Annotated in this window: 21 protein-coding genes; 12 read left to right on the top strand and 9 right to left on the bottom strand. The window is 31.6% G+C overall.

The genetic code is table 11. From position 1 onward, the window contains the following. Positions 1-223 precede the first annotated feature (223 nt). The 9 genes from QO190_RS09840 to QO190_RS09800 all read left to right on the top strand — a co-directional run bounded on the left by QO190_RS09840 (position 224) and on the right by QO190_RS09800 (position 10,161). A complete protein-coding gene (locus QO190_RS09840; protein ID WP_371481313.1) occupies positions 224-1,306 on the top strand; it encodes a hypothetical protein in 1,083 nt (360 codons plus the stop codon). Positions 1,307-1,318: 12 nt separating this feature from the next. Next, the gene (locus QO190_RS09835; RefSeq protein ID WP_371462944.1) at positions 1,319-2,449 is read left to right on the top strand and encodes a hypothetical protein; all 1,131 of its coding nucleotides are present in this window, start codon (positions 1,319-1,321) and stop codon (positions 2,447-2,449) included. A gap of 8 nt (positions 2,450-2,457) precedes the next feature. Then, a complete protein-coding gene (locus QO190_RS09830; RefSeq protein WP_371462946.1) occupies positions 2,458-3,597 on the top strand; it encodes a glycosyltransferase in 1,140 nt (379 codons plus the stop codon). A gap of 3 nt (positions 3,598-3,600) precedes the next feature. Then, positions 3,601-4,431, top strand: a complete 831-nt coding sequence (locus tag QO190_RS09825; RefSeq protein ID WP_371462948.1) for a glycosyltransferase family 2 protein — start codon at positions 3,601-3,603, stop codon at positions 4,429-4,431. Beyond that, the gene (locus QO190_RS09820; RefSeq protein WP_371462950.1) at positions 4,431-5,330 is read left to right on the top strand and encodes an NAD-dependent epimerase/dehydratase family protein; all 900 of its coding nucleotides are present in this window, start codon (positions 4,431-4,433) and stop codon (positions 5,328-5,330) included. Before QO190_RS09825 ends, QO190_RS09820 begins: the two co-directional genes overlap by 1 nt. A 2-nt stretch (positions 5,331-5,332) precedes the next feature. Next, entirely contained in the window at positions 5,333-6,313 is a 981-nt protein-coding gene (locus QO190_RS09815; protein ID WP_371462952.1) for a glycosyltransferase family 4 protein, read from the top strand. A gap of 164 nt (positions 6,314-6,477) precedes the next feature. After that, complete coding sequence (locus QO190_RS09810) at positions 6,478-7,608, top strand: DegT/DnrJ/EryC1/StrS family aminotransferase (RefSeq protein WP_371462954.1); 1,131 nt, start codon at positions 6,478-6,480, stop codon at positions 7,606-7,608. A gap of 514 nt (positions 7,609-8,122) precedes the next feature. Next, on the top strand, positions 8,123-9,427 hold the full coding sequence (rimO, locus tag QO190_RS09805) for a 30S ribosomal protein S12 methylthiotransferase RimO (RefSeq protein ID WP_371462956.1): 1,305 nt from the start codon (positions 8,123-8,125) through the stop codon (positions 9,425-9,427). A gap of 359 nt (positions 9,428-9,786) precedes the next feature. After that, a complete protein-coding gene (locus QO190_RS09800; protein WP_104792269.1) occupies positions 9,787-10,161 on the top strand; it encodes a septal ring lytic transglycosylase RlpA family protein in 375 nt (124 codons plus the stop codon). A gap of 45 nt (positions 10,162-10,206) precedes the next feature. On the opposite strand, the gene QO190_RS09795 is transcribed toward QO190_RS09800, so the two are convergent. The 4 genes from QO190_RS09795 to QO190_RS09780 form a co-directional block, all read right to left on the bottom strand. Further along, positions 10,207-10,971: an exodeoxyribonuclease III gene (locus QO190_RS09795; protein ID WP_371462958.1), complete on the bottom strand. Its 765-nt coding sequence runs from the start codon at positions 10,969-10,971 to the stop codon at positions 10,207-10,209. 147 nt (positions 10,972-11,118) lie between these two features. Next, entirely contained in the window at positions 11,119-12,111 is a 993-nt protein-coding gene (dusB, locus tag QO190_RS09790; RefSeq protein ID WP_371462960.1) for a tRNA dihydrouridine synthase DusB, read from the bottom strand. Between the two features lie 218 nt (positions 12,112-12,329). Continuing rightward, on the bottom strand, positions 12,330-12,686 hold the full coding sequence (locus QO190_RS09785; protein WP_371462961.1) for a four helix bundle protein: 357 nt from the start codon (positions 12,684-12,686) through the stop codon (positions 12,330-12,332). A 134-nt stretch (positions 12,687-12,820) separates the two neighbouring features. Next, positions 12,821-16,021, bottom strand: a complete 3,201-nt coding sequence (locus QO190_RS09780; protein WP_371462963.1) for a hypothetical protein — start codon at positions 16,019-16,021, stop codon at positions 12,821-12,823. 180 nt (positions 16,022-16,201) lie between these two features. On the opposite strand from QO190_RS09780, the gene QO190_RS09775 reads away from it, so the two are divergent. After that, complete coding sequence (locus QO190_RS09775; RefSeq protein ID WP_371462965.1) at positions 16,202-16,978, top strand: T9SS type A sorting domain-containing protein; 777 nt, start codon at positions 16,202-16,204, stop codon at positions 16,976-16,978. A 54-nt stretch (positions 16,979-17,032) separates the two neighbouring features. On the opposite strand, the gene QO190_RS09770 is transcribed toward QO190_RS09775, so the two are convergent. The 4 genes from QO190_RS09770 to pyrF form a co-directional block, all read right to left on the bottom strand. Next, complete coding sequence (locus QO190_RS09770; RefSeq protein WP_371462967.1) at positions 17,033-19,831, bottom strand: aminopeptidase; 2,799 nt, start codon at positions 19,829-19,831, stop codon at positions 17,033-17,035. Positions 19,832-20,009: 178 nt separating this feature from the next. Next, positions 20,010-20,921 carry an AEC family transporter gene (locus QO190_RS09765; protein WP_371462969.1) on the bottom strand — a complete coding sequence of 304 codons (912 nt, stop codon included), beginning with the start codon at positions 20,919-20,921 and terminating at the stop codon, positions 20,010-20,012. Between the two features lie 9 nt (positions 20,922-20,930). Continuing rightward, positions 20,931-21,575 carry a hemolysin III family protein gene (locus QO190_RS09760; protein WP_371462971.1) on the bottom strand — a complete coding sequence of 215 codons (645 nt, stop codon included), beginning with the start codon at positions 21,573-21,575 and terminating at the stop codon, positions 20,931-20,933. Then, complete coding sequence (pyrF, locus tag QO190_RS09755) at positions 21,576-22,934, bottom strand: orotidine-5'-phosphate decarboxylase (protein WP_371462973.1); 1,359 nt, start codon at positions 22,932-22,934, stop codon at positions 21,576-21,578. A gap of 231 nt (positions 22,935-23,165) precedes the next feature. Between pyrF and QO190_RS09750 the strand changes: the two genes are divergently transcribed. Continuing rightward, positions 23,166-23,924, top strand: coding sequence for a superoxide dismutase (locus QO190_RS09750; RefSeq protein WP_371462975.1), 759 nt, complete (start codon positions 23,166-23,168; stop codon positions 23,922-23,924). Positions 23,925-24,015: 91 nt separating this feature from the next. Here QO190_RS09750 and QO190_RS09745 read toward each other — a convergent pair whose 3' ends face one another. After that, positions 24,016-24,558 carry a DUF4738 domain-containing protein gene (locus QO190_RS09745; RefSeq protein ID WP_371462977.1) on the bottom strand — a complete coding sequence of 181 codons (543 nt, stop codon included), beginning with the start codon at positions 24,556-24,558 and terminating at the stop codon, positions 24,016-24,018. A gap of 63 nt (positions 24,559-24,621) precedes the next feature. Here QO190_RS09745 and QO190_RS09740 point away from each other — a divergent pair, with 63 nt between their 5' ends. Next, on the top strand, positions 24,622-26,166 hold the full coding sequence (locus QO190_RS09740; protein ID WP_371462979.1) for a serine hydrolase: 1,545 nt from the start codon (positions 24,622-24,624) through the stop codon (positions 26,164-26,166). Positions 26,167-26,317 lie beyond the last annotated feature (151 nt).

Raw genomic sequence — 26,317 nt, 5'->3', positions numbered from 1 at the left:
TATTAAAAAAAAATATAATTTCATTATTGACCCTATGTTTTACATGTTAATGATTTTTATCCTTTTTTTTGGACAGACAAAAGAAATTGTGCTCTCCGAAAAATCTGAACTAATTTTAACATTATCTTTTTTTATTTTCTTTGGAACCACATATTTTATCCGAAATAGAGAATTAAAATTTCTGGTAAATTATTTTCAAAGAAAAACCACAGTGCTTAAATCCTTGGACATTAAACCATTAACCGGAAGTCAACAATTTTTCCTTTTTTTAATTGTACTCACTTATATAACTTTTGATTTGTCATTGAATACATGGTTGTATGGTTCTTTTGAAAAAGCGGTCACTAGATTTTATTTTAGGTTGCCCGAAATAGAAGATGCTCCTACTTATTTAAGTATTATTCAGTTTTCACTTTATTCAGTTTCTTCATTAATTTTATTTGTTTTAAGCTATAATAACTCGAAATTTAACACTTCTTCTTTTTATACCAATCTTTCTTTTCTTGCTCTAGCACTTGTCGCTTTTCCAAGAGGAACCAGAGGAGCTATAATTGTGCTATTGGTTATTATTATTTTAGCCAAAATTATTTCTAATTTTTCAAGTGGATTATCACCATTGAAAGGAATTTTATTTTCTCCTAAAGTTTTGTATCCTGGTTTAATTGTGTTATTAATGTTTTTAGCTCTTTCATCTATTCGAAATAAAGAGATTGATAATTTGGACATGTTACAGAAGACGATAACCGAAATGGATTTTTCACAATCTCAAAAAGATTATAGTTCTACAGAAGGAGACCTTTTACTCAAAGATTATGAACTTTCAGTAGATAAATTTGGAAATACAGTTCCTTATTTGCCTCTAAATTATACTTTAAAAGCAGTATTACTTAATCCTATTCCCAGAAGCATATGGAAAGAAAAGCCAGTAGGATTTGGCGTAGCCTTAACCGAAGTGAAATGGGGTGGACAGAACTTTGAACCTCAGCATCTCGCCGATCTTAAATGGTCTAATGCAGCGGGTATAGCTGGTGAAGGATGGGCAAATAATGGTATATATGGAGTTATACTATACTCATTTCTTATGGGATTATATGCTGGAATTTTATTAAGATTAGTAGATGCTTTTCTTTTATCCGAAAATTACTATACACTACTTATTGGTCTTCTTTCATTTTTGGCAAGTTTACTCACTGTAAGAGGTGATATTTTATCAGGAATTACTCAAGGTCTTTACCCAATGCTATTTTTCTTACTTATTATTTTTTTTATTGAACCATTTATAAGGTATAAGTGGAGTTTTAATTAAACTTTTTTATTTATGAGGAAAGTAATTATTATTCATAAAAATACAATTGAAAAAGAACCTCCAACTCAGATGGTCATCCAGCATCTAAGAGATTTAGGAGTAGAGGTTACCGTAATTACATTAGGACTTAACGAATTTTGGAAAGACCGTTTTAGAAAAATAAATGTTAACTATATTGAATTAAATTTAGGGAGTTTCGTAGATCTAGAAAAAAGATCTCTTTTTGTAAAACTAAAAACTTGGTACAAATATAGAAAAGCAGTTCTGGCTCATTTATGGAATAAAGAAAATACTAATGCTCTAATATGGTTTGTAGATGCAGATAGTCTAGCACCATTATTATTTTCTTCATTGCCTAATAAATTATCATATGTAATGCATATTTTAGAAATGTATGATCATTCTAAGTTTTACAGATATGTTATTAATAAATATGTGAAAAAAGCGAAAAGACTTATAGTGTGTGAGGAAATCCGAGCTGCAATTTTTAATGTTTGGTTTCAACCCAAAAAAATTCCATTAGTTTTACCTAATAAACCCTATAGTTTAGAAGAGAATTCTCTGGCTTTGAACTTTTTGAAAAACCACCAGCCAGAACTTTACCACCAAATAGTTAATCTCAAAAGAAAAGTAATCCTTTATCAAGGATTAGTTTCTCCAGAAAGAGACTTGTCTTTTATTTTAAAAGCAGTAAATAAATTAGGAGAAGAGTATGTACCAGTAATTATGGGACGAGATTATGGAATGATTGAAAAATATAAAAAACTATGTCCATCACTTATACATATTTCTTTTATTCCTTCTCCTCAGCATCTCTATATTACCTCTTTAGCAAATATTGGGATATTAATGTATGACCCTATATCACTTAATCAGATATTTTGCGCTCCCAATAAGATATTTGAGTATTCAGGGTATGGTATCCCCATGATAGGAAATAATATTCCTGGTCTCAAAATTCCTTTCGAAAAGTATAATTGTGGTAGAATTTTTGATAATGGTAATATTGATGAATTGTGTCAAAATATTTTAGAAATAAATGAAAACCATGAACAATTTTCTAAAAATGCAATCAGATTATATAATTCAGTAGATAATAAAGCATTCTTAAAAAGTGTTTTAGAAGAGCTAGACTATTCCTAAATTAATATATGAAACTAATAATCAATACTACAACTTTAAGTGGGACGGGAGTTACTCAAGTTGCATTTTCTTTTATTCAAGAATGCAAATCACATCTGCATAATACTTATCATATATTTCTTAGTCCTACTCTTTCTAAAGAGATTGATAAAACGAGCTTCCCCTCTAATTTTTATTTTTATGATTTTAAGGGGCATCCTCTTTATGGATTAAAAGGTTTTTTTATTAGAAAAAAACTTAAGAATTTAGAAAAAAAAATAAATCCAGATGTTGTTTTCACTGTTTTTGGTCCAGCTTGTTGGACCCCGAGATCTCCTCACATTACTGGATTTGCGAATTCATATTATGTATATCCAGAATCTCCATTCTATAAAGTCATTCCTTGGAAGGAGAAAATGAGAATACAACTGATGAAATGGGCACATAGATTTTTTTTAAAAAGAAACGGACAATATTTTATCTGTGAGACCCAAGATATGTCGCAGCGCTTAGTGAAATTTTTGAATATAAATAGTAATAATGTTTTTACAGTAAGTAATACATTTAATCATTTTTTTGAAAATCCTAATACCGAAAATTTACCAGTTCTATTACCAAAAAGGAGAGAAGGAGAATTTAGAATAGTATCCTTAGCATCACTTGATATTCATAAGAATCTTACTGTGATTAATGATGTAGTTCCAATTCTAGAAAAAAAATTACCAGGGAATAAAGTGAAATTTGTTTTAACGGTGGATGAAAACAAGTTTCAAACCCAATTTAATACTTTGGCTAAATCAAAAATAGTTAATTTAGGAAGAATTCCAGTTAAATTTTGTCCACAATTATATGTAGAATCAGATGTCTTATTTTTACCTTCTTTAATAGAGTCTTTTTCAGCAAATTATCCAGAAGCAATGAAAATGAAAAAGCCTATTCTTACCTCTAATTATTCTTTTGCTACTTCTATTTGTGGAGATGCAGCATCTTATTTTGATCCTACTAATCCTAATGATATTGCAGATAAAATCATTGAATTAATAGCGAATAAAGAAAAATATGACCAATTATTGGAAAAGGGAACTATTCAACTTAAAAATTTTGGAACTGCTAAAACAAGGGCATCAAAGTATTTAGAAATTCTTTCAATAATTAAAAATAAATATTAAAATATGTTGGTTACAGCTTCAATAGTATTGTACAATAATAATGTTAAAGTTTTATCTGATGCAATAAAAAGTTTTTTAAATTCAAATTTCCCATATGAAAAACATTTATATCTTATTGATAACTCTCCAAATGAGACTCTAAAGCAACTCGTTTCAATATCTCCTGAAAATATAACATATATTTTTAACCCAACAAATCCAGGATTTGGGGCGGCACACAATATTGCTATAAAAAGTGTGGAAAAACTAGGAGCTCAATATCATTTAGTTCTTAATCCAGATGTGTATTTCGATCCAGAGGTAATGTCTTCTATTATTAAGTATATGGATGAAAATCCTTCGATTGGTAATATAATGCCAAAGGTACTATATCCAGATGGAAGCATACAATATCTTGCAAAACTTCTACCAACTCCTTATGACTGGATTGGAAGAAGATTTAATCCATTTAAAAAACTAGTAGAAAAACGCAATCAAGTATTTGAACTTCGTTTTACAAATTATAATAAAATTATGGACGTTCCTTATCTATCCGGATGTTTCATGTTTTTAAGGATAGAGGCTTTGAAAAAAGTAGGAAGATTTGACGAGAATATTTTCATGTATGGAGAAGAAACAGATCTTTGTCGTAGATTAATTGATGGAGGATATAGAACAGTTTTTTATCCTGATGTTCAAATTTATCATCATTTCGCAAAAGGATCTCATAAATCATGGAGGCTTACAAAAATTGGTATTCAGTCAGCAATGTATTATTTCAGTAAATGGGGATGGATTTTTGATAAAAAACGTAATGTAATTAACAAAGAAACTTTAGATAAACTCTTAGACTAATGAAGATAATTTTATTTGGTGGATCTGGCTTTATTGGGAAAAATGTAATGAAGAAGTTTCCAAAGAATAGTATTGTGCCTATTAGTTTGCGCGAAGATGAATGGAAAAATAACTTACCATCTGATACCGAAGTGTTTATTAATCTTATTGGTAAAGCTCATGATCATAAGGGTGTAGCACGTTATGAAGATTATTATGAAGCAAATGTAGAATTAACAAAACAGATTTTTAATAAATTTTTTAAATCAAAAGCTACGTTGTTAATTCATATAAGTTCTATTGCTGCATTAGAAGAGTTTGCATCACTCCATCCTCTAAATGAAGAAGATATTAATAATCCGATTTCTCATTATGGGAAAACAAAAAGAGAAGCCGAGTTATGGCTATTAAGGCAAAAACTACCCCAAGAAAAAAAAATAATCATTCTTAGACCTCCATTGGTTCATGGAGAAGGAGATAAAGGAAATCTAGAACTTCTCTATAAATTTATTTCTAAAGGTATTCCTTATCCCTTAAGTGCCTTTCAAAATAGTCGTTCATTTCTTTCAATCGATAATTTCATTTTTTTTCTAAAAGAAATTATTAATAATCAAGATAAATTAGATTCTGGAATTTATCACATAGCAGATGATGAAGTCCTTTCTACAAAAGAAATATTAGAAATAATAAAAAGAGTAGAAAATAAAAAAATCATAGATCTATATATTCCACCTATCGTCATAAAAGTATTGGCTAAAATTGGAGATTTTTCCCCATTTCCTTTAAATACAAAACGATTAAAAAAAATGACGAGTAATTTAGAGGTAAGCAATCAAAAAATTAAATCTGTTTTAGACATAAAAAAACTACCCATTTCAGCAGAAAAAGGGATAGAAGTAACCATTAAAAGTTTTAAATAATTATGGAATATCTAATTATTATCATAATACTTTTTGCACTAGAATTATTTTATTTTAAAATAGCAGCTAGACATAATATTATTGATAAACCAAATCATAGAAGTTCTCACACAAAAGTAACACTTCGAGGAGGTGGAATCATTTTCCCCATTGCTTTTTTACTATATTTTGCGTCGAGCATTTTATACAGAAAAGATACGTTTCTACCAAAAGAATATTGGGCTTTTGGTTTAGGCCTCCTTATTTTATCTGTAATAAGTTTTCTAGATGATATTCTTGACTTGTCTACTAAACTTAGACTTTTTTTTCATTTCATTTCAGTTTCACTACTCATTTATTTTTTAGGAATATTATTTATATTGCCTATTTGGTTATTACCAATAGTCTTTATATTTATTATTGGAGTACTAAATGCCTATAATTTTATGGACGGAATTAATGGAATCACTGGACTTTACAGCTTTGTAATTCTATCTACATTATATTACATTAATCAGTATAAAATTATTTTTACAGATGTTAATTTTATTATTTATCCAGTTTTGGCGAGTTTAGTTTTTCTATTTTTTAATTTCAGAAAAAAAGCAAAATGTTTTGCAGGAGATGTAGGAAGTATGAGCATTGCTTTTTGGGTATTAGCACTTTTAGGACTACTTGTAGTGAAAACCCAGGAGCTTACTTATTTACTCTTCATAGGAGTATATGGGATAGAAGTGATTTTTACAATTATTCAAAGAATTAAACTAAAAGAAAATATTTTTGAAGCGCATCGCCATCATTTGTATCAGCTATTGGTCAATAAAATGAAATGGTCACATCTTTTAGTTTCTACAATGTATGGAGTGATTCAATTGCTAATTAATTTTTCTATCATTTATTGGAAACTAAATTTTGTAGAAGGAATCTTATACCTAATATTTCCTACTCTAATAATGTATGTTTTGGCTAAGTTTTACATCTTTAAAACGACCGAGACATATTAATTTTAAAAGATTTATAAGATAAAAAATAGTATTTTTAAAAAAAACAAGGATAAAATTAATAAATAATTAAAAAAATATCTTTTGTTCTAGCTGTTTTTTGCGAAAAAATTCTTTATTTTTGCGTATAAACAAATTATTAAACGTGCTAATTAAATTAAACACAAATGAAAAATGAAATTTGGCTTTCATCTCCACACATGGGTGGTAATGAAATAAATTTCATTCATGAGGCTTTTGAACAAAATTGGATTGCCCCGCTTGGTCCAAATGTTGGAGGATTCGAAAAAGATCTTAAAAATTACTTAAATCAAGATGTAGAAGTAGCTGCGCTTAGTTCTGGTACAGCAGCCCTTCATCTCGCATTAATTATTTTAGGAATTAAGCAAGGTGACGAAGTACTGTGTCAATCACTTACCTTTTCTGCTTCTGCTAATCCTATCGTTTATGTAGGTGCTACACCTGTTTTTATCGATAGTGAACCCGAAACATGGAACATGTGTCCCAATAGTCTAGAAATAGCTATTAAGGATAGATTGGCGAAAGGCAAACAGCCAAAAGCGATAATTGTAGTGCATCTCTATGGAATGCCTGCAAAAATGAATGAAATATTAGAAGTGGCTCAAAGGTACAACATTCCTGTTATAGAAGACGCTGCGGAAGCGCTGGGGTCTGCTTATCAAGGGAGAAAGTGTGGAACTTTTGGGCAAATGTCTATTTTAAGTTTTAATGGGAACAAAATTATTACTACTTCTGGAGGAGGAGCTCTTGTTTGTAATACATTAGAACAGAAAAACAAAGCGGTTTTTCTTTCTACTCAAGCCAGAGAAAATGCACCTCACTATCAGCATTCCCAGATTGGTTACAATTATAGAATGAGTAATATTTCTGCTGGAATTGGAAGGGGTCAAATGGAAGTTTTGGATAAAAGAGTGGAGGCAAGAAGAAATAATCACTTTTTTTATGTAAAACTTTTCCAAGAAATAGAAGGAGTTACTGTTTTTAGCGAACCCAATGAAGATTTTTATTCTAATCATTGGCTCTCCGCACTTACAGTAGATGAAAGAATTACAGGATGGTCTAATCATGATCTTAGGTTACAGTTTGAAAAAGAAAAAATAGAATCTAGACCGTTATGGAAACCTATGCACCTTCAGCCTGTTTTTGAGAATTGCATCTATTATGGAAACTCGGTTGCCGAAGATTTGTTCAATAAAGGATTATGCTTACCTTCTGGTTCTAATCTTACAGAGGAACAAAAAAATAGAATAAAAGAAGTTGTTTTGAAAATGAAGTAAAAAAACAACAGAAATTAAATAATTGAAGAAGTTACAAAAAAATTGGGAAGGATTACCCACTATTAATCCGTAAAAGCACAGATTTTTCTGTGCTTTTTTATTTGTAGAATAATTATTTAAAACTTAAAAAATCACTCATTCTAGTGATAAAAACATATTTTCGTTAAAATCCAATTCTATTATAGAATCTATGCCATTATATAAACAAATTCTTTTAGGAAACTTAAACGGGATTCTGATTCCTTCCCATAAACACAGTGTTTTTTGAAGAAATAAAGGATGTTTATAACCAAAGTAGGATTTATTAAATAACCTGTATAGTTATTTTAGGACGACACAGGACGACACATGGTACATAGATACTCCATAGATAAAGCATGGATAGTGCATGAAAAGTGCATGAAATAGATAGGCATATTTTACCTCAATAAAACTCTTACCTAAAGTTCCTTTTTAATTTCATAAATTTGCAACCTTAAATAATTCAATACTTACCATCCATCAATTATCATACATGAGAACAAAATCTGTAGGCAAAAAGAAAATTAACATCGTAACCCTAGGCTGTTCAAAAAACATCTACGACTCAGAAGTCTTAATGGGACAACTCAAAGCAAACGGCAAAGAAGTAGTCCACGAACAACGTGGAGACATCGTAGTGATTAACACCTGCGGTTTTATCGATAATGCCAAAGAAGAATCCATCAATACTATTTTAGATTTTGTAGAAGCTAAAAATAGAGGAGAAGTAGAGAAAGTCTTCGTTACAGGGTGTCTTTCAGAAAGATATAAGCCAGATTTAATCAGAGAAATTCCAGATGTAGACCAATATTTCGGAACTAGAGACTTACCGATTTTATTAAAACATTTAGGAGCAGATTATAAACATGAATTAGTAGGAGAACGTTTAACCACTACTCCAAAACACTATGCCTACCTGAAAATAGCTGAAGGTTGTGATAGACCTTGTGCATTTTGTGCTATTCCATTGATGAGAGGTGGTAATGTTTCTACTCCAATTGAAAACCTAGTTATAGAAGCACAAAAACTTGCAAAATCTGGCGTTAAAGAATTGATTTTAATTGCTCAAGACCTTACCTATTACGGTTTAGATTTATATAAGAAAAGAGCATTAGGAGATTTATTAAAGGAATTGGTAAAAGTAGAAGGAATAGAATGGATTCGTTTGCATTATGCATTTCCTTCAGGTTTTCCAGAAGATGTATTAGAATTGATTAAATCAGAGCCTAAAATTTGTAATTATATCGATATTCCGCTTCAGCACATTAATACAGAAATTCTGAAAGCCATGAAGCGTGGGACTACTTATGAAAAAACCAATGCTTTATTGGATAAATTCCGTGAGAAAGTTCCAGATATGGCTATCAGAACTACGCTAATTGTTGGTTTCCCTGGTGAAACTGAAGAAAAGTTCCAAGAATTAAAAGATTGGGTTCGTACGCAACGTTTTGATAGGTTGGGTTGTTTTACCTATTCTCATGAAGAAAACACAAGTGCTTATGTTTTAGAAGATGATGTTCCAGAAGAGGTAAAACAAGCTAGGGTAGAAGAAATTATGGAATTACAGTCTCAGATTTCTTGGGAAAATAACCAAGAGAGAATTGGGAAAACTTACAGATGTATTTTTGATAGAAAAGAAGGAAATTATTTCGTGGGAAGAACGGAATATGATTCTCCAGATGTGGATAACACGGTTTTAGTGGAAGCAAAAGATACTTATATTTCCATTGGTGAATTTGTAAATATTAAAATTACTTCCGCAGAAGAGTTCGATTTGTATGGTGAAATTGCAGAATAATATTTATTATTTCTTTACGGAAAACCATAAAATTTACATTAAGTTAAATTTAAATTAATGTAATTAAAAATAAAAAATCATCAATTAATTGGTGATTTTTTTTGATTTATTCAATTGTTTTCGTTGATAATGTTTTTGAATTGACAAAAAACAATGCATTAAATAGTTAATAATGTTAACAATTTTAACATATTTTTTAACATTTTTTAACATTTCCTCTCGTTTCCCATGAACACGTAGTTGAGAGAGTTGTTTAACAAATTTTTAACATAAAATTAAGAAAATTTAACAAATTGGTTGTGAGCTAAAAGAGGTTCATGATAACTTTGCGCCTGTAAAACCCACAAAAAATATTCAAAATGATGAAAAGAGCAATTCTCGTAATCATAATGATGATTTCAACTCTTGGTTTATATTCATTCAAATATAATACCAATGATGCTAAAACAAGTTTTGCATCGTTCTACCACGATAAATTTAACGGTAGAAAAACCGCAAGCGGTGAAGTTTTTGATAATTCAAAACTAACTGCTGCGAATATGAGATTACCATTTGGAACGCAAGTAAAAATTACTAACTTAAGAACAGGAAAATCTGTTGTAGTTAGAATTAATGACAGAGGTCCATTTCACAGAAGTAGAGCTTTTGATATGACTAAAGCCGCTTTTAATGAAATTGGTGATCATGGTTCTGGAACTATTCCTATAGAATATGAAATTGTCGATAACGATTAAAACCACCTGAAAAGGTGGTTTTTTTGTTTATAAAAAGATCTATTTTTAATCTTTTAGTTCAATATATACTGGACAATGGTCACTGTGGACAGCCTCTTTTAAAATTAAGGCTCTTTCTAATTGGTTTTCAAGAGATTTTGTAATGAAATGGTAGTCTAATCTCCAACCTAAGTTTTTCGCTCTAGAGTTTTGTCTATAACTCCACCAAGAGAATTCTTGTTTTTCGGGATGAAGATATCGAAAACTGTCAATCAATCCACATTCTTTGATAAATCTGGTCATCCATTCTCTTTCAACAGGCAAAAATCCTGAAGTATTTTTTAAACCTTTCGGATTGTGAATGTCTATTTCTTCATGACAAATGTTGAAATCTCCACAAATCACCAAATTCGGGATTTGTTTCTGTAAGTTTTTAATGTATTCTAAAAAATCTTCGGCAAACTGAAGTTTAAAATCTAATCGCTCAATATTAGAAGCACTCGGAACATACACAGAAAGCACCGAAAAATCTTTGAAATCTGCTCTTATAATTCTGCCCTCGTTATCGTAATGTTCTATTCCGCAACCGTATTCTATGTATTTTGGTTCTATTTTACTGGCAATTCCCACTCCAGAATAACCTTTTCTTACCGCAGAATGCCAATAACTTTTGTAACCAACTTTTTCTAGACTTTCGATGTCTATTTGGTCATTTCCAGCTTTAGATTCTTGAATGCAGATAATATCAGGATTGGCAACTTGCAACCAACCGATAAAATCTTTGGTAAAAGCCGCGCGAATTCCGTTGACGTTGTAAGAAATGATTTTCATATTTTTTAATTTAACCACAAAAGGCACAAAAGAAATGATGATGTTTAAAAAATTCAAAAGAACAAAAAGGAATTGTTCTCTCTTTTTTACTTTTGAAAAACTTATTTTCAATATATTCTTTTGTCTCTTTTGTGGTTTTAAAATTTATTAAATTTCAACTTTATTTTTATAAAATTCTTCCGTTTCTTCCAGTAATTGATAAAATTCTTCCAAACTTAAAACCTGTAAAAATTTGGTTTTGAATTCTTTAAAGTGAGAAATTCCACGGAAATAATTGCTGTAATGTTGTCTCATTTCTATCAAGCCTAATCTTTCGCCTTTCCATTCTGCGCTCCATTCTGCGTGTTGTTTTACAGCAAGAAGTCGGTCTGAAATAGTAGGTTCTGGTAATTTTTCTCCAGTTTCAAAGAAATGTTTAATTTCATTAAAAATCCAAGGATAACCAATCGCAGCTCTACCAATCATCATTCCATCACAAGCATATTTTTGCTTGTATTCTAAAGCTTTTTCGGGAGAATCAATGTCGCCATTTCCAAAAATCGGAATTTCAATATTAGGATTTTGTTTAATTTTAGAAATATATTCCCAATCCGCTTCTCCTTTGTACATTTGACTTCTGGTTCTGGCGTGAATCGTCAACGCTTTAATTCCTGCATCTTGCAATCTCAATGCTACTTCTTCAATATTAATTGTATCAACATCCCAACCTAATCTCGTTTTCACCGTAACGGGAAGATGTGTAGAATTTACCACCGCCTTCGTTAAGCGAACCATTAAATCTACATCTTTCAAAACTCCAGCTCCAGCTCCTTTTGCAACCACTTTTTTCACAGGGCAACCGAAGTTGATGTCCACAATATCAGGATTTACCGTTTCTACAATTTTGGCAGAAAGCGACATCGCTTCTTCGTCTCCACCAAAAATCTGAATTCCAACAGGTCTTTCGTAATCAAAAATATCGAGTTTTTTCCTAGATTTCATCGCATCACGAATCAATCCTTCAGAAGAAATAAATTCTGAATACATTAAGTCTGCGCCGTGTAATTTGCACAATCTACGGAAAGGAGGATCACTCACGTCTTCCATTGGTGCCAATAAAAACGGAAAATCAGGAAGTTCTATGTTGCCTATTTTTACCATTTTGCAAAGGTAGTTTTTTTTGTAAAATCGAGAAGTTGTAAAACTGTAAAATCGTGAAACTGTTAAGTTGTTAAACTGTGAAATTGTAAAATCGTGAAATTGTTATTAGTCAAAAAAAAAAATCCGATAATTTTTTTACAATATGCAACTTTATGAGCTGATTTTTGCTTTTCAACAAATAAACGATTTAACAGTTTTAAGATTTAATAAATTCACTGTTATTCTAAAGACTTATAAAATGAGTTTAATTGATTGGTAATTAATTCAGTTTTTTCTCTTAATTCAATATATTTTTCTTCTGAAATAAAATCTAAATCCCAAGAAAGAATTAGAAAATTAATGACTTCAATACTAGTGCTATATGCAATATTAATAAATTTAGATTTATCTTTATTGGTATTTCTTGAAACTCCTTCTGCAATATTAGCAGTGATACTTGTACAAGCTCGTCTAATTTGATTTGTAATTCCAAATCTTTCTTCGTCAGGAAAATTTGTAGATATTTTATAAATTTCTTTTACTAATTTTCTTGCATTTTGCCATACTTCTAATTTCTCAAAATAAAATGTGTACATAGTTATAGTTTTTATAATTATTATTTGATTTTTCAGAACTTCATAACCCAAGATTAAACAGTTTCACGATTTTACAGTTTAGCAGTTTCACATTTTTACGATTTTACAATTTCACAACTTTGCAATTTCACAAATCAAAAACTCGCTCTCACTTGCACACTTCCGATATGAATTGTTCTTTCGCCAGAATTTCTGCCTTCATAATTCACATTGAGTTGCAGGAATGAGTTTAATGCTTGTTGCAAAATCACGCTCCAAACTTGATTTTTACCAGGTTTTAAACCATCGAGCATTTGATTTCCTACAATACTGAAAGCATTTCCCGTGAAATCATTATTGATGAAACTGAAATTTCCACGGATAGAAGTTTTCTGTTTTTCCCATTGTAAAGTTCCAGTGGCATCGAAGGTTTTCAGAAATTCTTCGCCGTCTTTTCTGTCCTTGATTTTGTAAGCGGTAGAAACTTCGGTTTGTATGCTTTCCGAAAGTTTGTAAACCAATTTTGGCTTGGTTTCGTATAGGTTTAAAGTGTAATCTCGTGTTTTGAATAATTGTGATGAAGATTGGTAATTCTGCAACTGATTTTCCCAATCTGCACGCAAGTTTTTATTAAACCAATATCCGAAATTCACCAAATGAGTTTGCGTATTTTTCTTTTCTATACTAAAGTTGGCATTTACCAAATTTTGATTGTCGATGAAACGATAATTTCCGTTCCAGCCAGACTTTTCGGTTGGGTTGAAAAGTACAGAGAATAGCAAATTCTGATTTTTTAGAATCTGATTATCTTCGGTTTTAAACGGATTAAATTCTAAAACTCGATCGTCTTTGTAAAAAGAGTTTTGAGCATTGAGCGAAATATTAAAATTCCAACGTCTTAAAAACTGATTGTCTGAATTAAAGACAATATAAGGATTCACCGAAAGCGAAAGTTGCAACTTATTTTTGTTGGAAGGTGTGTATTTTACCGTATTCGTGTAAACTCTAATGTATTGCGCCAAATCCGAATATTCTGCAATTTCGAACTCATCTAACTGCTGAATTCCATCACCATTATAATCCGTCCATTTGTAAATTCCTTGTCCGTCTGTTACTTTTAAATACTGGAATTCTCGCTGCGCTTCTTGTCCGTTTCCGAGTTCATAAAAAGCTTGCAAACGCATTCCGTTTTTGAAAAATTGTTGATTGTACTGAATATTTCCAATCACAAAATCTGAATTAAACTGCGTTTTTAATTCATTTTCGTAGAAAAATTTTCGGTAATGAATGAGTGTGGAAAGTTGAGTTTTTTCGGTTCTAATCAATTGACTTTCGAGCATTAAACCGAGAATATTGTTCATTTTTTTTAAAGAATTATCGCGCACAGAATCATTGGTCCTGAAATAAGATTTTGCCAATAATTTGGTGCGTAAACTGTCGCCAATTCTCTTTTGAACAAAAACTTCTTTCCAGGAAAAACTGGTGACGTCAAGTGTTTTGGTTTGGTTGAAATTCTTCTGATTATGCTCAAAACTTCCGCCAAAACTCCAGCTTCCTTTTTTACTCAAAAATTCAGTAGAAACATTTCCTCTTGCAAATTGCGTGTCTTGAAAATCTGATGTGGTATTTAGGTAAGATAAATTTCCTCTGGTCTCTGTGTTTTTCTTTAGAAATTTAAAATCTAAATCGTTTTTAATGCCGTTATAACTTTGTTTTTCGTTGAGGTAATTCAGTTTATAATTGATGAAATTGGAGTTTTTCCATTGGCTTAAAAAGCTGAAAATCAATCTATTTTGAGTGATTTGATTAAATTCTTGAGTCAAGTTGAAATCTCTAGAAAATTCCACATCATTAATTCGGTCTAAAATATGAAACTGTGAAGAAATTCTCTGAAACTCTGCGCCAACTGTTCCGTTCCAATTATTTTTGGTAAAGATTTTATTCCCGAAAATTCTTCCTGCAAAACCTGTATTTTGGTCGTTGTTTTTAGATGAAAATAAATTAACATCATAATTACTCAAAGAGAAATCTCCACCAATTTTTCCTTTGTTAAAAGTATATTCTGCACTTGTAGAAAATACTTGAGATTTCTGTGGAGAAGGCAATTTTCTAAGTGCAGAATAATCACCGTTTCCAGCACCTACAAATTCAAAAACTCTTCCGTTATTGGTAGATTGTTTCAGTTGGTAATCGCCTTTTCCATTTCCAAAATAGGTGAAAGAAACGTTGTACAAAGTTTCCGCTTTGTCAGTAGAAAATTCATAGTAATTTCCTTGTGGATTTTGGACTAATTTGTACAAAATTTTGTTCACATCGTATTCTGTAATCACAGCAGAAGGCGCGAACATTAAGTCCTGATTGTTTCCTGCATTGGCGAGAATTTGCTCATCATCTTTGGATAAATTCAAGGAAAGTGGAGCGTTTTTGTTATCATTTTCCAGAAAAGCATCGAAAGAAAGTTTCAGTTTTTCGGTTTGATGTTTCACCGAAGAAGTGACGATGAAACGGTTGTAGTTTCGGTTGGTGTAATTGTAAGAAATGGTGATGAAATTCTGTTTAAAAATCGGTCGGAAACTCGTGAAAGTAATTTCCCCAGTATTGTAATTGATGGTGTAATCTTGGTTTTCGCCACGTTTCATGAGAATTCCATCAATAAAAACCTGTTCAGAACCTGAAAGAATGGTGATAAAATTTTCACCGTTTTTTCCATTTAAACGATACGGACCTTGATTTCCTTCTACTCCTTGAAAGCGAATTCGGTGAAATTCACTTCTGGCAACTCCCGCCGAAAAATCAAGAAAAGTTTTGTTGTTTTTGCCAAAATTGGTCTGAAAACCAATTCCCATGCTTCTGCGTTGATACTTTCCAAAGTACGTTTGGTCGTCTTGCAAATCGAGATGTCCCGCTTTTAGAATGCTTTTGTCTTTTATATTAAGTTGAAGATAGATTTTATCAAATTCCTGCAAAGTTTGGGTGTAACCATCTGCTTGAATCGGCAAATTATGGTCTGAAATACTGGCGAGAATAGAAACATCTTTGCTGAGTTTCCCAGCAATTTGCATATCCATAGAAGATTGCACCGATTGTCCCTGGTTATTGCCAAATGTAATTCCACGGATGATGGAACCTTTTGCGTTGAGGTCGCCGAGAATTTGTGAGCGAGAATTTTTCTTAACCAAAACGGATTCATCATAGAAAATTTTTTTTTCTTTCCAAACAAAATTGGCAGTGTCTTTTTTAAAAAACTCACGATTAAGTCTTTTTGATACAATAGAATCGGTTTTTAGGGAATCTTGAGCAGGTAAATTAGGGTTTTTCCATGTGAAAATTTGTGCTTTTGTGAGAAAAACACTCAAAAAAAGGAATGCTAAGAATAATTTTTTTGTCACTGAAATCTTTCTAAAACCGCTGTGTAAAAGTAACTAAAAAAAATAAGGATTATTGTGGAGAAGTTTTAATAATAAATTAACAGAAAAAGAGGTCTATTCTGAGAAATCTTTGTAAATTTGGGAATATTAATTTAAAAATAAAATCTCATGAAAAAAATCTTTACACTTTTAAGTTTTGTAACTTTAGGAACTGCTGCAAATGCACAGAATTTAGTGGTTAATGGTGATTTTGAAAATGGATTAACTCCATGGGCTGCTGGAACTACGGCTGGTTACACTGCTCCAACTATTGCTCCAACTGGTGGTAATCAAGGACCAGCATATGCTACTTATGCGCCAGCAACTGCTACAACAGGGTTTTATCAAAATGTACCAGTTACAGCTGGAAAGACTTATGTAATTGAGTTTTGGTATAAAACAACTGGTGCTTCTGCTGCTAGATTATGGTCAGTTTACAAGAATTCTGGAGGTACAGCAGTTTACACAACAACAGACGCTACTACAGATTTATTTAGAACTAGTAATAAATACTTACCTATTGCAGCTGCTTGGACAAAGTATACTGCAAAAATGCCAGCTGAAGCTACAGCAACTAGTTTAGATGTTGCTTTTAGAGCTTACGGAGGTCAAACAACTTCATATGATGATATATTAGCTTATGAAGAAGGTACTTTGGCAACAATAGATCCTAAAACATTTGATAAAAAAGTAAAAATGAATACTTTGGTTTCTGATAATTTAACTCTTATTGAATTACCTTCTAAATCTACTGTAAACATTTATTCTGTAGATGGTAAATTGGTTTCTTCTAACAGAGTAAACAGTGGAGAATCTATTAATGTTTCTAAACTGCAAAAAGGAAATTATATCGTAACAGTAGAAGACGGTGTAAATAAAGTTTCTAGAAAAATCGTAAAACAATAATTATAATTTATTGATAAAATGAAAGGTTGCTTCACAAGAGCAACCTTTTTTTATTTAGTACCAGCCTCGTCTGAAATATCCAATCAGCGCACCTACATTTAGATTAAAGGTAAATCTTATTCTATTGCCATAGTCTTTAAATTTCGGTTCGAAACCCAGACTGGATTGTACAGGTAGATATACTTCTATAAAATCTGGAATGACCTTAAATTTTATTCCACTATCCCAAATGAATTTTGGAGAATGCGCACGGTTTTTATATACGCCAAAATCTGCGTAAACGTCTATCATCTTCCAAACGTTGGCTTCTACATTATGAGTGAGCATCCATTGGTCTACAGTTCCGTTAATATAAGATTTAAAACCACCTTCTGCCATAATAAACTGCTGAGAAAGTATTCCGCTAATTGCACTCTGAGCCAAGAGATTATAAGAGAAAGCATAGTTGGAAACTTTAGAAATCCCGATGTCAAAATTATTATTTCTGGTATGGTTTTTTAAGAAATATCCACCATAAAATCGTAAACTCAGTTTTTTGTTTTTGGCATATTCTAATCGGTAATAACTTTCTTCAGTAAGTTTTGCGTAATCTTCCATGTATTGGAAATTTCCGAAAATATACTTTTCTCTAATCACATTATTGTCTGAATACACGAAACCAAGATTCCAAATGTTGTATTTAGCATAATCATTTTCTGCAATCATTTCGGGGCTTAAATCTCTTTCGAAAAAGTTGTAAGATGCAGATAAGCTTCTAGAAATCTGACTCCTTGGGTTTTTGTTAAAAGACATTTGGCTGGCAAAACTCATTTTTTTATAAGACAAACCAAAATCATAATTGAACTTAGCCGTAGAAAATTCTAAAGTAAGCGTTCGGAAGAAACTTTCCGCAGGCTGAATTTTATAGACTGCATTAAGAGAACCATTAATATCTTTACTTCCTGTACTGAAAAACGGCGAAACCAGATATTGAAACCTCTTGTCAATCAGTGATTTATTTTTAAATCTTATTCCCAGTAATAATTTGTCATAATTATTCCACGCAATTCCTGGCGTAAGATAAACTTCGTTAATTTCTGCATTCGGATTGTCTGGAATGAGTTTAAATCTTAGTTTTTTGGCATTGTCTTTAATTCCTTTGGTATATAGATAATTGTCTCTAAAATTATTTTCTGGGAAAGCATATAAATCATTAATGACGATTTTTACCGCTTCATTATCTGGAATTACGTAACCGCAAGAACTATTCTGATAATTCGTATCATACCAAAAAGTTTTTTTGCTGCCATCTTCATGAAAAGTTTCTAATTTAAAAGGAATATTCTGCGCTGTATTTTTAGAAACATTAATGTTGATGACGTTATCTTTTCTCTCGAAATCATCGAGTTTAAAATTGATTCTTTGCTTTCTTTTGACGTATTTTTCTAAAAATTCTGAAGAGTAACCAGAAGCTACCGTGAGTTGGTCTAGAAAATCTCTTTTGTCTAATTCAGAAGTTTGATTTTTGGCGATATAACCTTTTAAGAAATTGTCAAAATAAGAAGTGCCCATTTTTTCGGCAATTAAGGTAAAAAGGCTTCCCGTCTCGAATTGGCTAATCGCCATTTCATTAAAATTACTTAAATCCGAAAATTTTTCGTCGATTTTTTGGTCAAGGTTTTGCGCCGTAATGTATTGATAAGCAAGACCGTATCTTTCAATCAACTTCAATCGAGAAGCAAATGAAAGTTTTAATGGTTTCATTCCCAGTATTTTATAATCAGAAAGTGCTCCTAATATTTTATGGTCGGGGTAATTTTTTTTCAAATACTGAATTTCTAAATACGTTTTAAGTCCGTTCGTAATCCAGTGATTTTTTTCTTTATTAGAAACGAATAATTGCTCTGCAACTTGCTGAGAAACAATGCTGAAATAATCCATATCTATTTTTTCGGCATCGGTAAACATTTGGAACTTAAATTTCCAGAATTTAATGTCATCATTCCCGAAGAAATCATTTTTGGACTTAAATTTTTCACTGATGAAGATTTTTTCTGGCAAAAATCCTGTTTTTTCTTTGATAAAATGAAGATGAAGCGGAAGGTAAAACGCGATCAGTTCTTTTTCTTGCTCCGTAACAGGATAGCCCAATTCTACCAAATGTTTTTGTCCGTCTACGATGGTTTCTAGCTGATAGTTTTCTTGGTCAGCAATCAAAAATTCTACATCTTTATTCAGTTTTCCTTCAAAAATATTAGGAGCAACTTCTGTTAAATTGCTGCTGATATTTTGACCGGAATTTTCAAATTTTACTCGGTAAAAAGTATTTACATTTACGTTTTCTTCTAAATCTTTGTAATATTTTTCAAGGAAATTATCTCGGTCAAAACTGTCTGGAACCAAGAAAAAATATTTGAGCAAAGTATTATTTTTCCCAATTCCATAACCTGTAAACTGAGCACTCGGCAAAATCACAGAATATTCTAACGAAAGTTCAGTAGAAGCATTGGGAGCTAAAGGTTTTGGGAGTTTTATAAAAAGATTTTCATCATCTAAAACACCTTCATACGGTTTTTTGTCTATCATCAGATAAACCAATCTGCCTCTTTCATTGGGTTTTGCGTAATATAAATCCTTTTTTCGGTCTTCTAATTTTCTTCTTACAAGAGGCCTATTTCTGCTTTTATAAGCTGCGGTGAAATTTTGAAGTTTAAGATGTGTTAGTTCACTCTCAGATTTGTTTTGATAATAGATTTTTTCTCTTACAGAAAGCGTTCCTGATGAAATTTTTGCGTCAATAATGATAGAATCTTTCTGCGAGAAAGCAAAAAGATTAAGCAGTAAACACAGTAAAATGATGGTCTTCTTCTTCATTGATTTTAGAAAATCAAATATAGAGAGAAACTATTGAAATTACTTACATAAATCCGAAAAAATATTACATTTTATCAACAATTTTTGAATTTTATTGAAAATGGATTTTGAGAATGATAATTCCTTTCTGGGATGAATATTTTCAAAGAAATAAATCGGAAGTTTTTATCTTTTTAAATTATAGAAAAGGTAAAATAAGATGCCAAATTCCCACAGTAAGGATAGATAGAGGAATTCCCACCGCAACCATCAAGTTGCAAAATTTTGGTTCTAAATCATGAGCAGAAGCAATAATCGCCGCTGTAATCATAGGTGCCATCGCGGCTTCTAAAATACAAATGTCTATAACGTCTCCACTTTGATGATAAATAAATTTGTAAATCACCAAAATCAATAAAGGCAAAAGAACGAGTTTGAAAAGTAAACCGATGAAAAGATGAAATCCTTCTTTTTTCTCAATTTTTTTCCATTGCATTTGACTTCCCACAGAAACCAAAGCGAGGGGAACAGTAGTTGCGCCCAATTTCATTAAAACTTCGTCAAAATCTTTTGGAATTTCTATGGAGAAAACATTCAGCAATAACGCGATTACAAATGCAATAAATGGAGGAAATTTTAAAATTTTAGAAAGATGTTTGAGTAGAGAATCTTTGCTTCCAGAATAAAAATTGGCGACTAAAATTCCTACTGTCGAAAGAGCAACAAATCCAGGTTGGTCTACCAGCATCACGGTTTTTAAGCCTTCTTCTCCGTACATGGCTTGGATTAAAGGAATGCCAACAAAAGAAGTATTTCCGAAACCTGCACACATAATCAAAGCGCCAATTAAAGAAGATTTCCAACCGAAAATTTTTCCTAATCCTGCAAAAAATAATATCGCAGCAAAAATTCCTATCCAAACTACTAAAACTGGATAAATCACCGAACTGTTGAGTTCTATTTTTGAAATATAATACAGCGAAAATGCAGAAAGCGAAATATTAATCACAAATGCATTCAATGAGGTGTGAAAATTCTCGGGAATTATTTTAGACTTTTTTAAAACAATTCCTATAATCAGACAGACAAAAAGTAAAATTAAGTTGCTCAATTTCTTTAGCTAGACGTATAAATAAATTGATAAAAAGTGACAGAAACTCCCTGCTAAAACAAAAAAATGGAAAATAGCATGATTGAATTTTATTTTCTTAATGCTGTATAAAATTGCACCAATGGTATATAAAACTCCACCAAGAATTAGGTAAAATACTCCTTTTTCGTGTAAACTAGCGGTTAAGTCTTGGAAATAAAAAACAATCAACCAACCCATCAAAACGTACATTGCTGTAGAAACAACTTTAAATCTTCCTGTGAAAAATAATTTGAGAATAATTCCTGTAAAAGCCATTACCCAAACCATTGAAAAAATAAGCCAACCCGTTTCTCCGTTTAAACTGACCAATGTAAAAGGCGTGTAACTTCCTGCGATAAGAACATAAATAGCAGCATGGTCGAAAACTTTGAGCTTAAATCTCTTTTGAGGTTCTTTTGAAGCATGATAAAGTGTAGAAGCGAGGTATAATAAAATTAAACTCAACCCAAAAATTGGGAAACTTATCATCATCCAGATGTTGTCTTGTTGCACCGCCTTAATGATTAATAGAACCAAAGCGATGATGCTCAAGAAAATCCCGAAAGCATGAGACCAAATGTTTAATTTTTCTTCGGTAGGCGAATAGAATTGTATGTTCTTTTTTTTATCCATTTAGATCGATTTTAGGTAGGCATTCCAAGATTCTAATTTGTAGAGTTTTGCAGATTTTTCTACATTTTCAGCTTTATAAATTCCTCGACCTACTATCACGAAATCTGTATGTAAATTTTTGAAAACATGTTCCGGTGTATTGTACTGTTGGCCTTTGTCATCACCTTTGGAACTGATATTTACTCCAGGAGTAAAAAGTAAAACATTGGTAGGAACTTTATTTTGAGCCACACAACCGATAATGTTAGGATGCGTTTCTACTATTTTTAAAGCTTCTGCTCTATAATTTTGGTCAGTTAGTGCACCTTTTGAAGACATAGAAAGAATAGCAATTACCCCAGAATTCATGAAACAATCAATGCTTTGATAGCCTGCAATCACGTGAGAAGTAACCAAATCTGCCCAATGCGAAATTTTATACATTCCGCCTCTGTATTGTAATTCCTGAGTATTCCCGATGTCGCCGAATTTTCTATCTTCCATCAAAAGAAAATTATGCTTGGTTGCTAAATCTTTTAGAGGAAGAATGGTTTTATCACTGTCAAAATCAGAAATAATGTCAATATGTGTTTTCAGAGCTACAATGTGTGGACCAACTTTTTCTGCAAATTCTAGCAATTCTTTGGTCGTAGTAACATCTGCAGAAGCGATAAGGTTAGATTGTTTAGCAATCGCAATTTCTAAGATTTTTTTACCAACAGAATGTTCGCAATTTTCTAATTTTTGTTCGTAAGAAAGTCTTTTTTCTTCTTTGAATTCAATTTTATTTCCTGCGATAAATTCATTAATTCTTAGAACTTCTTCTTCCGTAAGATGGTCTACTTCTTTTAAAATTTCTACCACTTCAGAAATGCTGAAAAGCGTATGAACATGATAGCCTTTTTCTTGTAAAAGTTGTTTTCCACCTTGTTCACGGTCTAGAACCACTACAATATCAGAAACCTTTAACCCTTCATTTTCTACTTCGGCGATGGTTTCTACCAAAGATTTTCCAGAAGTGATTACATCTTCTACCAATAGACAGTTTTGTCCAGATTTATAAATACCTTCTATGAGTTTTTTGGTTCCATATTCTTTAGCTTCTTTTCTCTTGATAATCAAAGGAATATAACTTTCTAAAGACATAGCTGTTGCCATAGGCAATGCAGCGTAAGGAACACCACAAATCACATCAAAATTATCTAAAGGAAGCATTTCTAAAAGATAATTGGCCAAATGTTTTAAGATTTTTGGCTCAGAAGCGAGAGGTCTTAAATCTACATAGAATGGGCTTTCGATGCCGGATTTCAATGTAAATCTGCCGAATTTTATAATCCCAAGTTTATAACATTCTAAGAAGAATTCTTTTTTACTTTCCATTTTACTTTTTTACTTTTTACAAAGGTAAGATTTTTATAAGTACGAAGCGTAAAGTTAAAAGTACAAAATGTGAGTGATAGAGTAGTAGAATTATAGAATGAGAGAGTGCTTAAATTTAAAATAAATCTATCAAACCAAATTATAGATTTTGTTAATGAAAAATTGACCTATTTTCGGTACTTTTTTGCTATTTTTGGGAAATTCAATTTTTAAAAATTTAATCTTTTAGATATGAAAAAATTAGTTCAATGGGCTTTTGTAGCCATCGCTTTTTCTGCGGTTACTTCTTGTGTAGCGGTAGTGGGAAATACAGCGCAACCTGTAGTGAATGTAGAATCTACAGATTATGGCAAACCTTCTGATGTTACTGCAAATTCAGGTGCTTTCAAAATAAAAACACTGAAACATGGATATGATGCTTTTTCAAAATATGTAGATGCAAAAACCATGTACATTCACTTTTCTAAGCATTATGTTGGTTATTTGAACAACTTAAATAAAGCAGTTGAAGGAAAACCTCAAGCGAATATGACCATAGAAGAAGTCTTGAAAACGCTTGATAACAGCAATGCTGCATTAAGAAATAACGCGGGAGGTTACTATAATCACAATTTGTATTTTGAATTAATGACACCAAATTCTACTGGAAAACCAAGCGGAAAATTAGCAGATGCCATCAATAGAGATTTCGGCAGTTTCGAAAATTTCAAAAAGCAGTTTTCTGATGCAGGAGCGAAACAATTCGGTTCTGGTTGGGCTTGGTTGGTTACTGATGCTTCAGGAAAATTGAAAGTAGGAAGTACCGCAAATCAAGACAATCCTTTAATGCCGGGAATGTCTATTTCTGGAACTCCAGTTTTGGCAATGGACGTTTGGGAACACGCTTATTATTTGAAATATCAAAACAAAAGAGCAGATTATATAGAAGCTTTCTTTAACGTAATCGATTGGAATGTAGCTTCTGATTACTACGAAAAAGCAATGAAATAATAACTCATAAATTTTATATTTCTCGCTGATTTAACTGGTTTGGTAGATTTTATCTGCTTAATTTGCTAAATCTGCGAGATTTTTTTTAGAATTATTCTTCGGTTTCTTCTATGATTTCGGTTTTTAAAGATTTATTTTTAAAATAAAAATTATGATGAAAATCAAACGCCCAATCTGTTTCTGGTTTTGCAATCGTTCCGAAAAATTGAATCTTTTCATTATCAATTTCATTTAACCAATAACCATGGAAAACTGCAATTTTTTGAAAATTATTGTCAATGTAATTGTTGAAATCTTCTTTTCTAAATAAAGTGTCTAGAAGAGTTTTGTTGTCTTGTTTTATTTTCAGTGAAATTTCTGCATCTCTGTATTTATCCACCTGTTTTTTGCCTTCATTTTCAAATTCAGTGGTTACAAAACTATCTAAATAAGATTTGGTGATGCTAATTTCTATATTTTTATCAACGATTAAAGTATCAAATTTTTCCACTGTTTTTTCTTTCGGAAAGAATCTATCCGTAGAATTTTCACTTGTAATTATTGGTTTGTTGAATACTTCTATTTTTTCTTCTTGTTTTTTGGAGCAAGATAAAATGGCTAGAAGTAGAATTGGTAGACAAAAAGTGGTTTTCATTGGTTGATAATTTATCCAAATTTACAAAAAATCTTACCTTTACAGAAATTCAAAAAAATCAGCATGAAAAAATCATTTTCTTTGTTCTTTATTCTTTGCTCATTATTCTTTTTTAGTCAAATTTCAGAGCAAAAACTAGACGAACTCATCCAAAATACCATTAAAACTTTTGATGTTCCCGGAATGTCTGTTGGCGTTTTAAAAGACGGAAAAGTCATCTATTCTAAAGGTTTCGGAGTGCGTTCTCTTAACAATAATTTACCCATGACACCAGAAACTTTGGTGGGAATTGCTTCTAATTCTAAGGGTTTCACTTGCACTGCTTTAGCAATTTTAGCAGACGAAGGAAAACTGAATTGGGATGATAAAGTGACCAAATTTTTACCAGATTTCAAAATGTATGACGATTATGTGACGCAAGAGCTTACCATCAAAGATTTGGTGACACATAGAGCTGGTCTAGGTCTTGGACAAGGAGATTTAATGTTTTTTCCAGAAGGAGGAACCATGACTACAGAGCAATTATTGCACAGTGTTCGTTATTTGAAACCAGCGCATTCTTTCAGAAATACAATGGATTATAACAATGTGATGTTTATAGTAGCAGGTGAAATTATTCACAAAATTTCTGGCAAAACTTGGGCAGAATTCATCGAAGAAAAAATTATGAAACCGGTAGGAATGACAGCAAGTTTCGGTTCTTATAACCGTGCAAAATCTATAGAAAATAAAATTGATGCACATGCTCCAGTCAATGGAAAAGCAGTTGCAGTTCCTCACGATTGGAACGAAACAGCCAATGCAGCTGGTGGAATTTTGAGCAACATTACAGACATGACGACTTGGGCGAATTTCTTAATGAACGGTTTTGTCACCAAAGATGGAGTACGTTTGGTTTCTGAAAAAAATGCGAATCTTCTTTGGCAAATTCAACAACCCATTCCTATGGCTGCTAAAAATCCTTATGATACTAAATTTTACGGTTACGGTTTAGGTTGGTTTATTTCTGATGTAAAAGGTCACCGTCAGATTCAGCATACAGGTGGTTTAATCGGTACAGTTACGCAATTTACGTTAATTCCAGATTTGAATTTAGGAATTGTAGTGCTCACGAATCAACAACAAGGGGTGGCTTTTAACACGATTACCAATACGGTAAAAGATGCGTATTTAGGAATTGAAGACAGAAATTGGTTGAAAACCTATGCAGAAAGATACGCAAAAGGAAATGCTCAATATGACAAAGAAAAGGCTGAAACTTATGCTAAAGCATTTGCTTACCAAAAAGACAGAAGTGCAAAACTAGCTCCAGAACAATTTGTAGGGACGTATAGGGATGCTTGGTTTGGTGATGTGGTAATTTCTAAAGAAAAGAAAGGTTTTAGAATTATTTGTAAATCTTCAGAACGATTAAAAGGCGAAGTTTTGCCTTATTCTAAAGATACTTTCGTAATCAAATGGGATGATAGAAGTTATGATGCAGATGCTTTTTTAACCCTTAATTTCGATGAAAACGGAAAAGCAGTTTCTGCCAAAATGAAACCGATTTCAGATGTTACGGATTTCTCTTTTGACTTTGGAGATTTGGATTTGAAAAAAGTAGATTAGTTTTAAACCACAAAAGGCACAAAAGATTTTCTTTGTGTTTAAGAAATACAAAAGAGCAAAAAGTAAAAATCTTTTTGCTCTTTTTTTTGCATTTGAATTGCTTATTTTTAAACTTTTCTTTTGTCTCTTTTGACTTCGTCGAATCTTCGAT

Source organism: Cloacibacterium sp. Arc13 (genome assembly GCF_041431305.1).
Taxonomy (GTDB): domain Bacteria; phylum Bacteroidota; class Bacteroidia; order Flavobacteriales; family Weeksellaceae; genus Cloacibacterium; species Cloacibacterium caeni_B.
The sequence above is the reverse complement of the archived record's forward strand: the minus strand, read 5'-3'. Positions and strand labels throughout refer to the sequence as shown.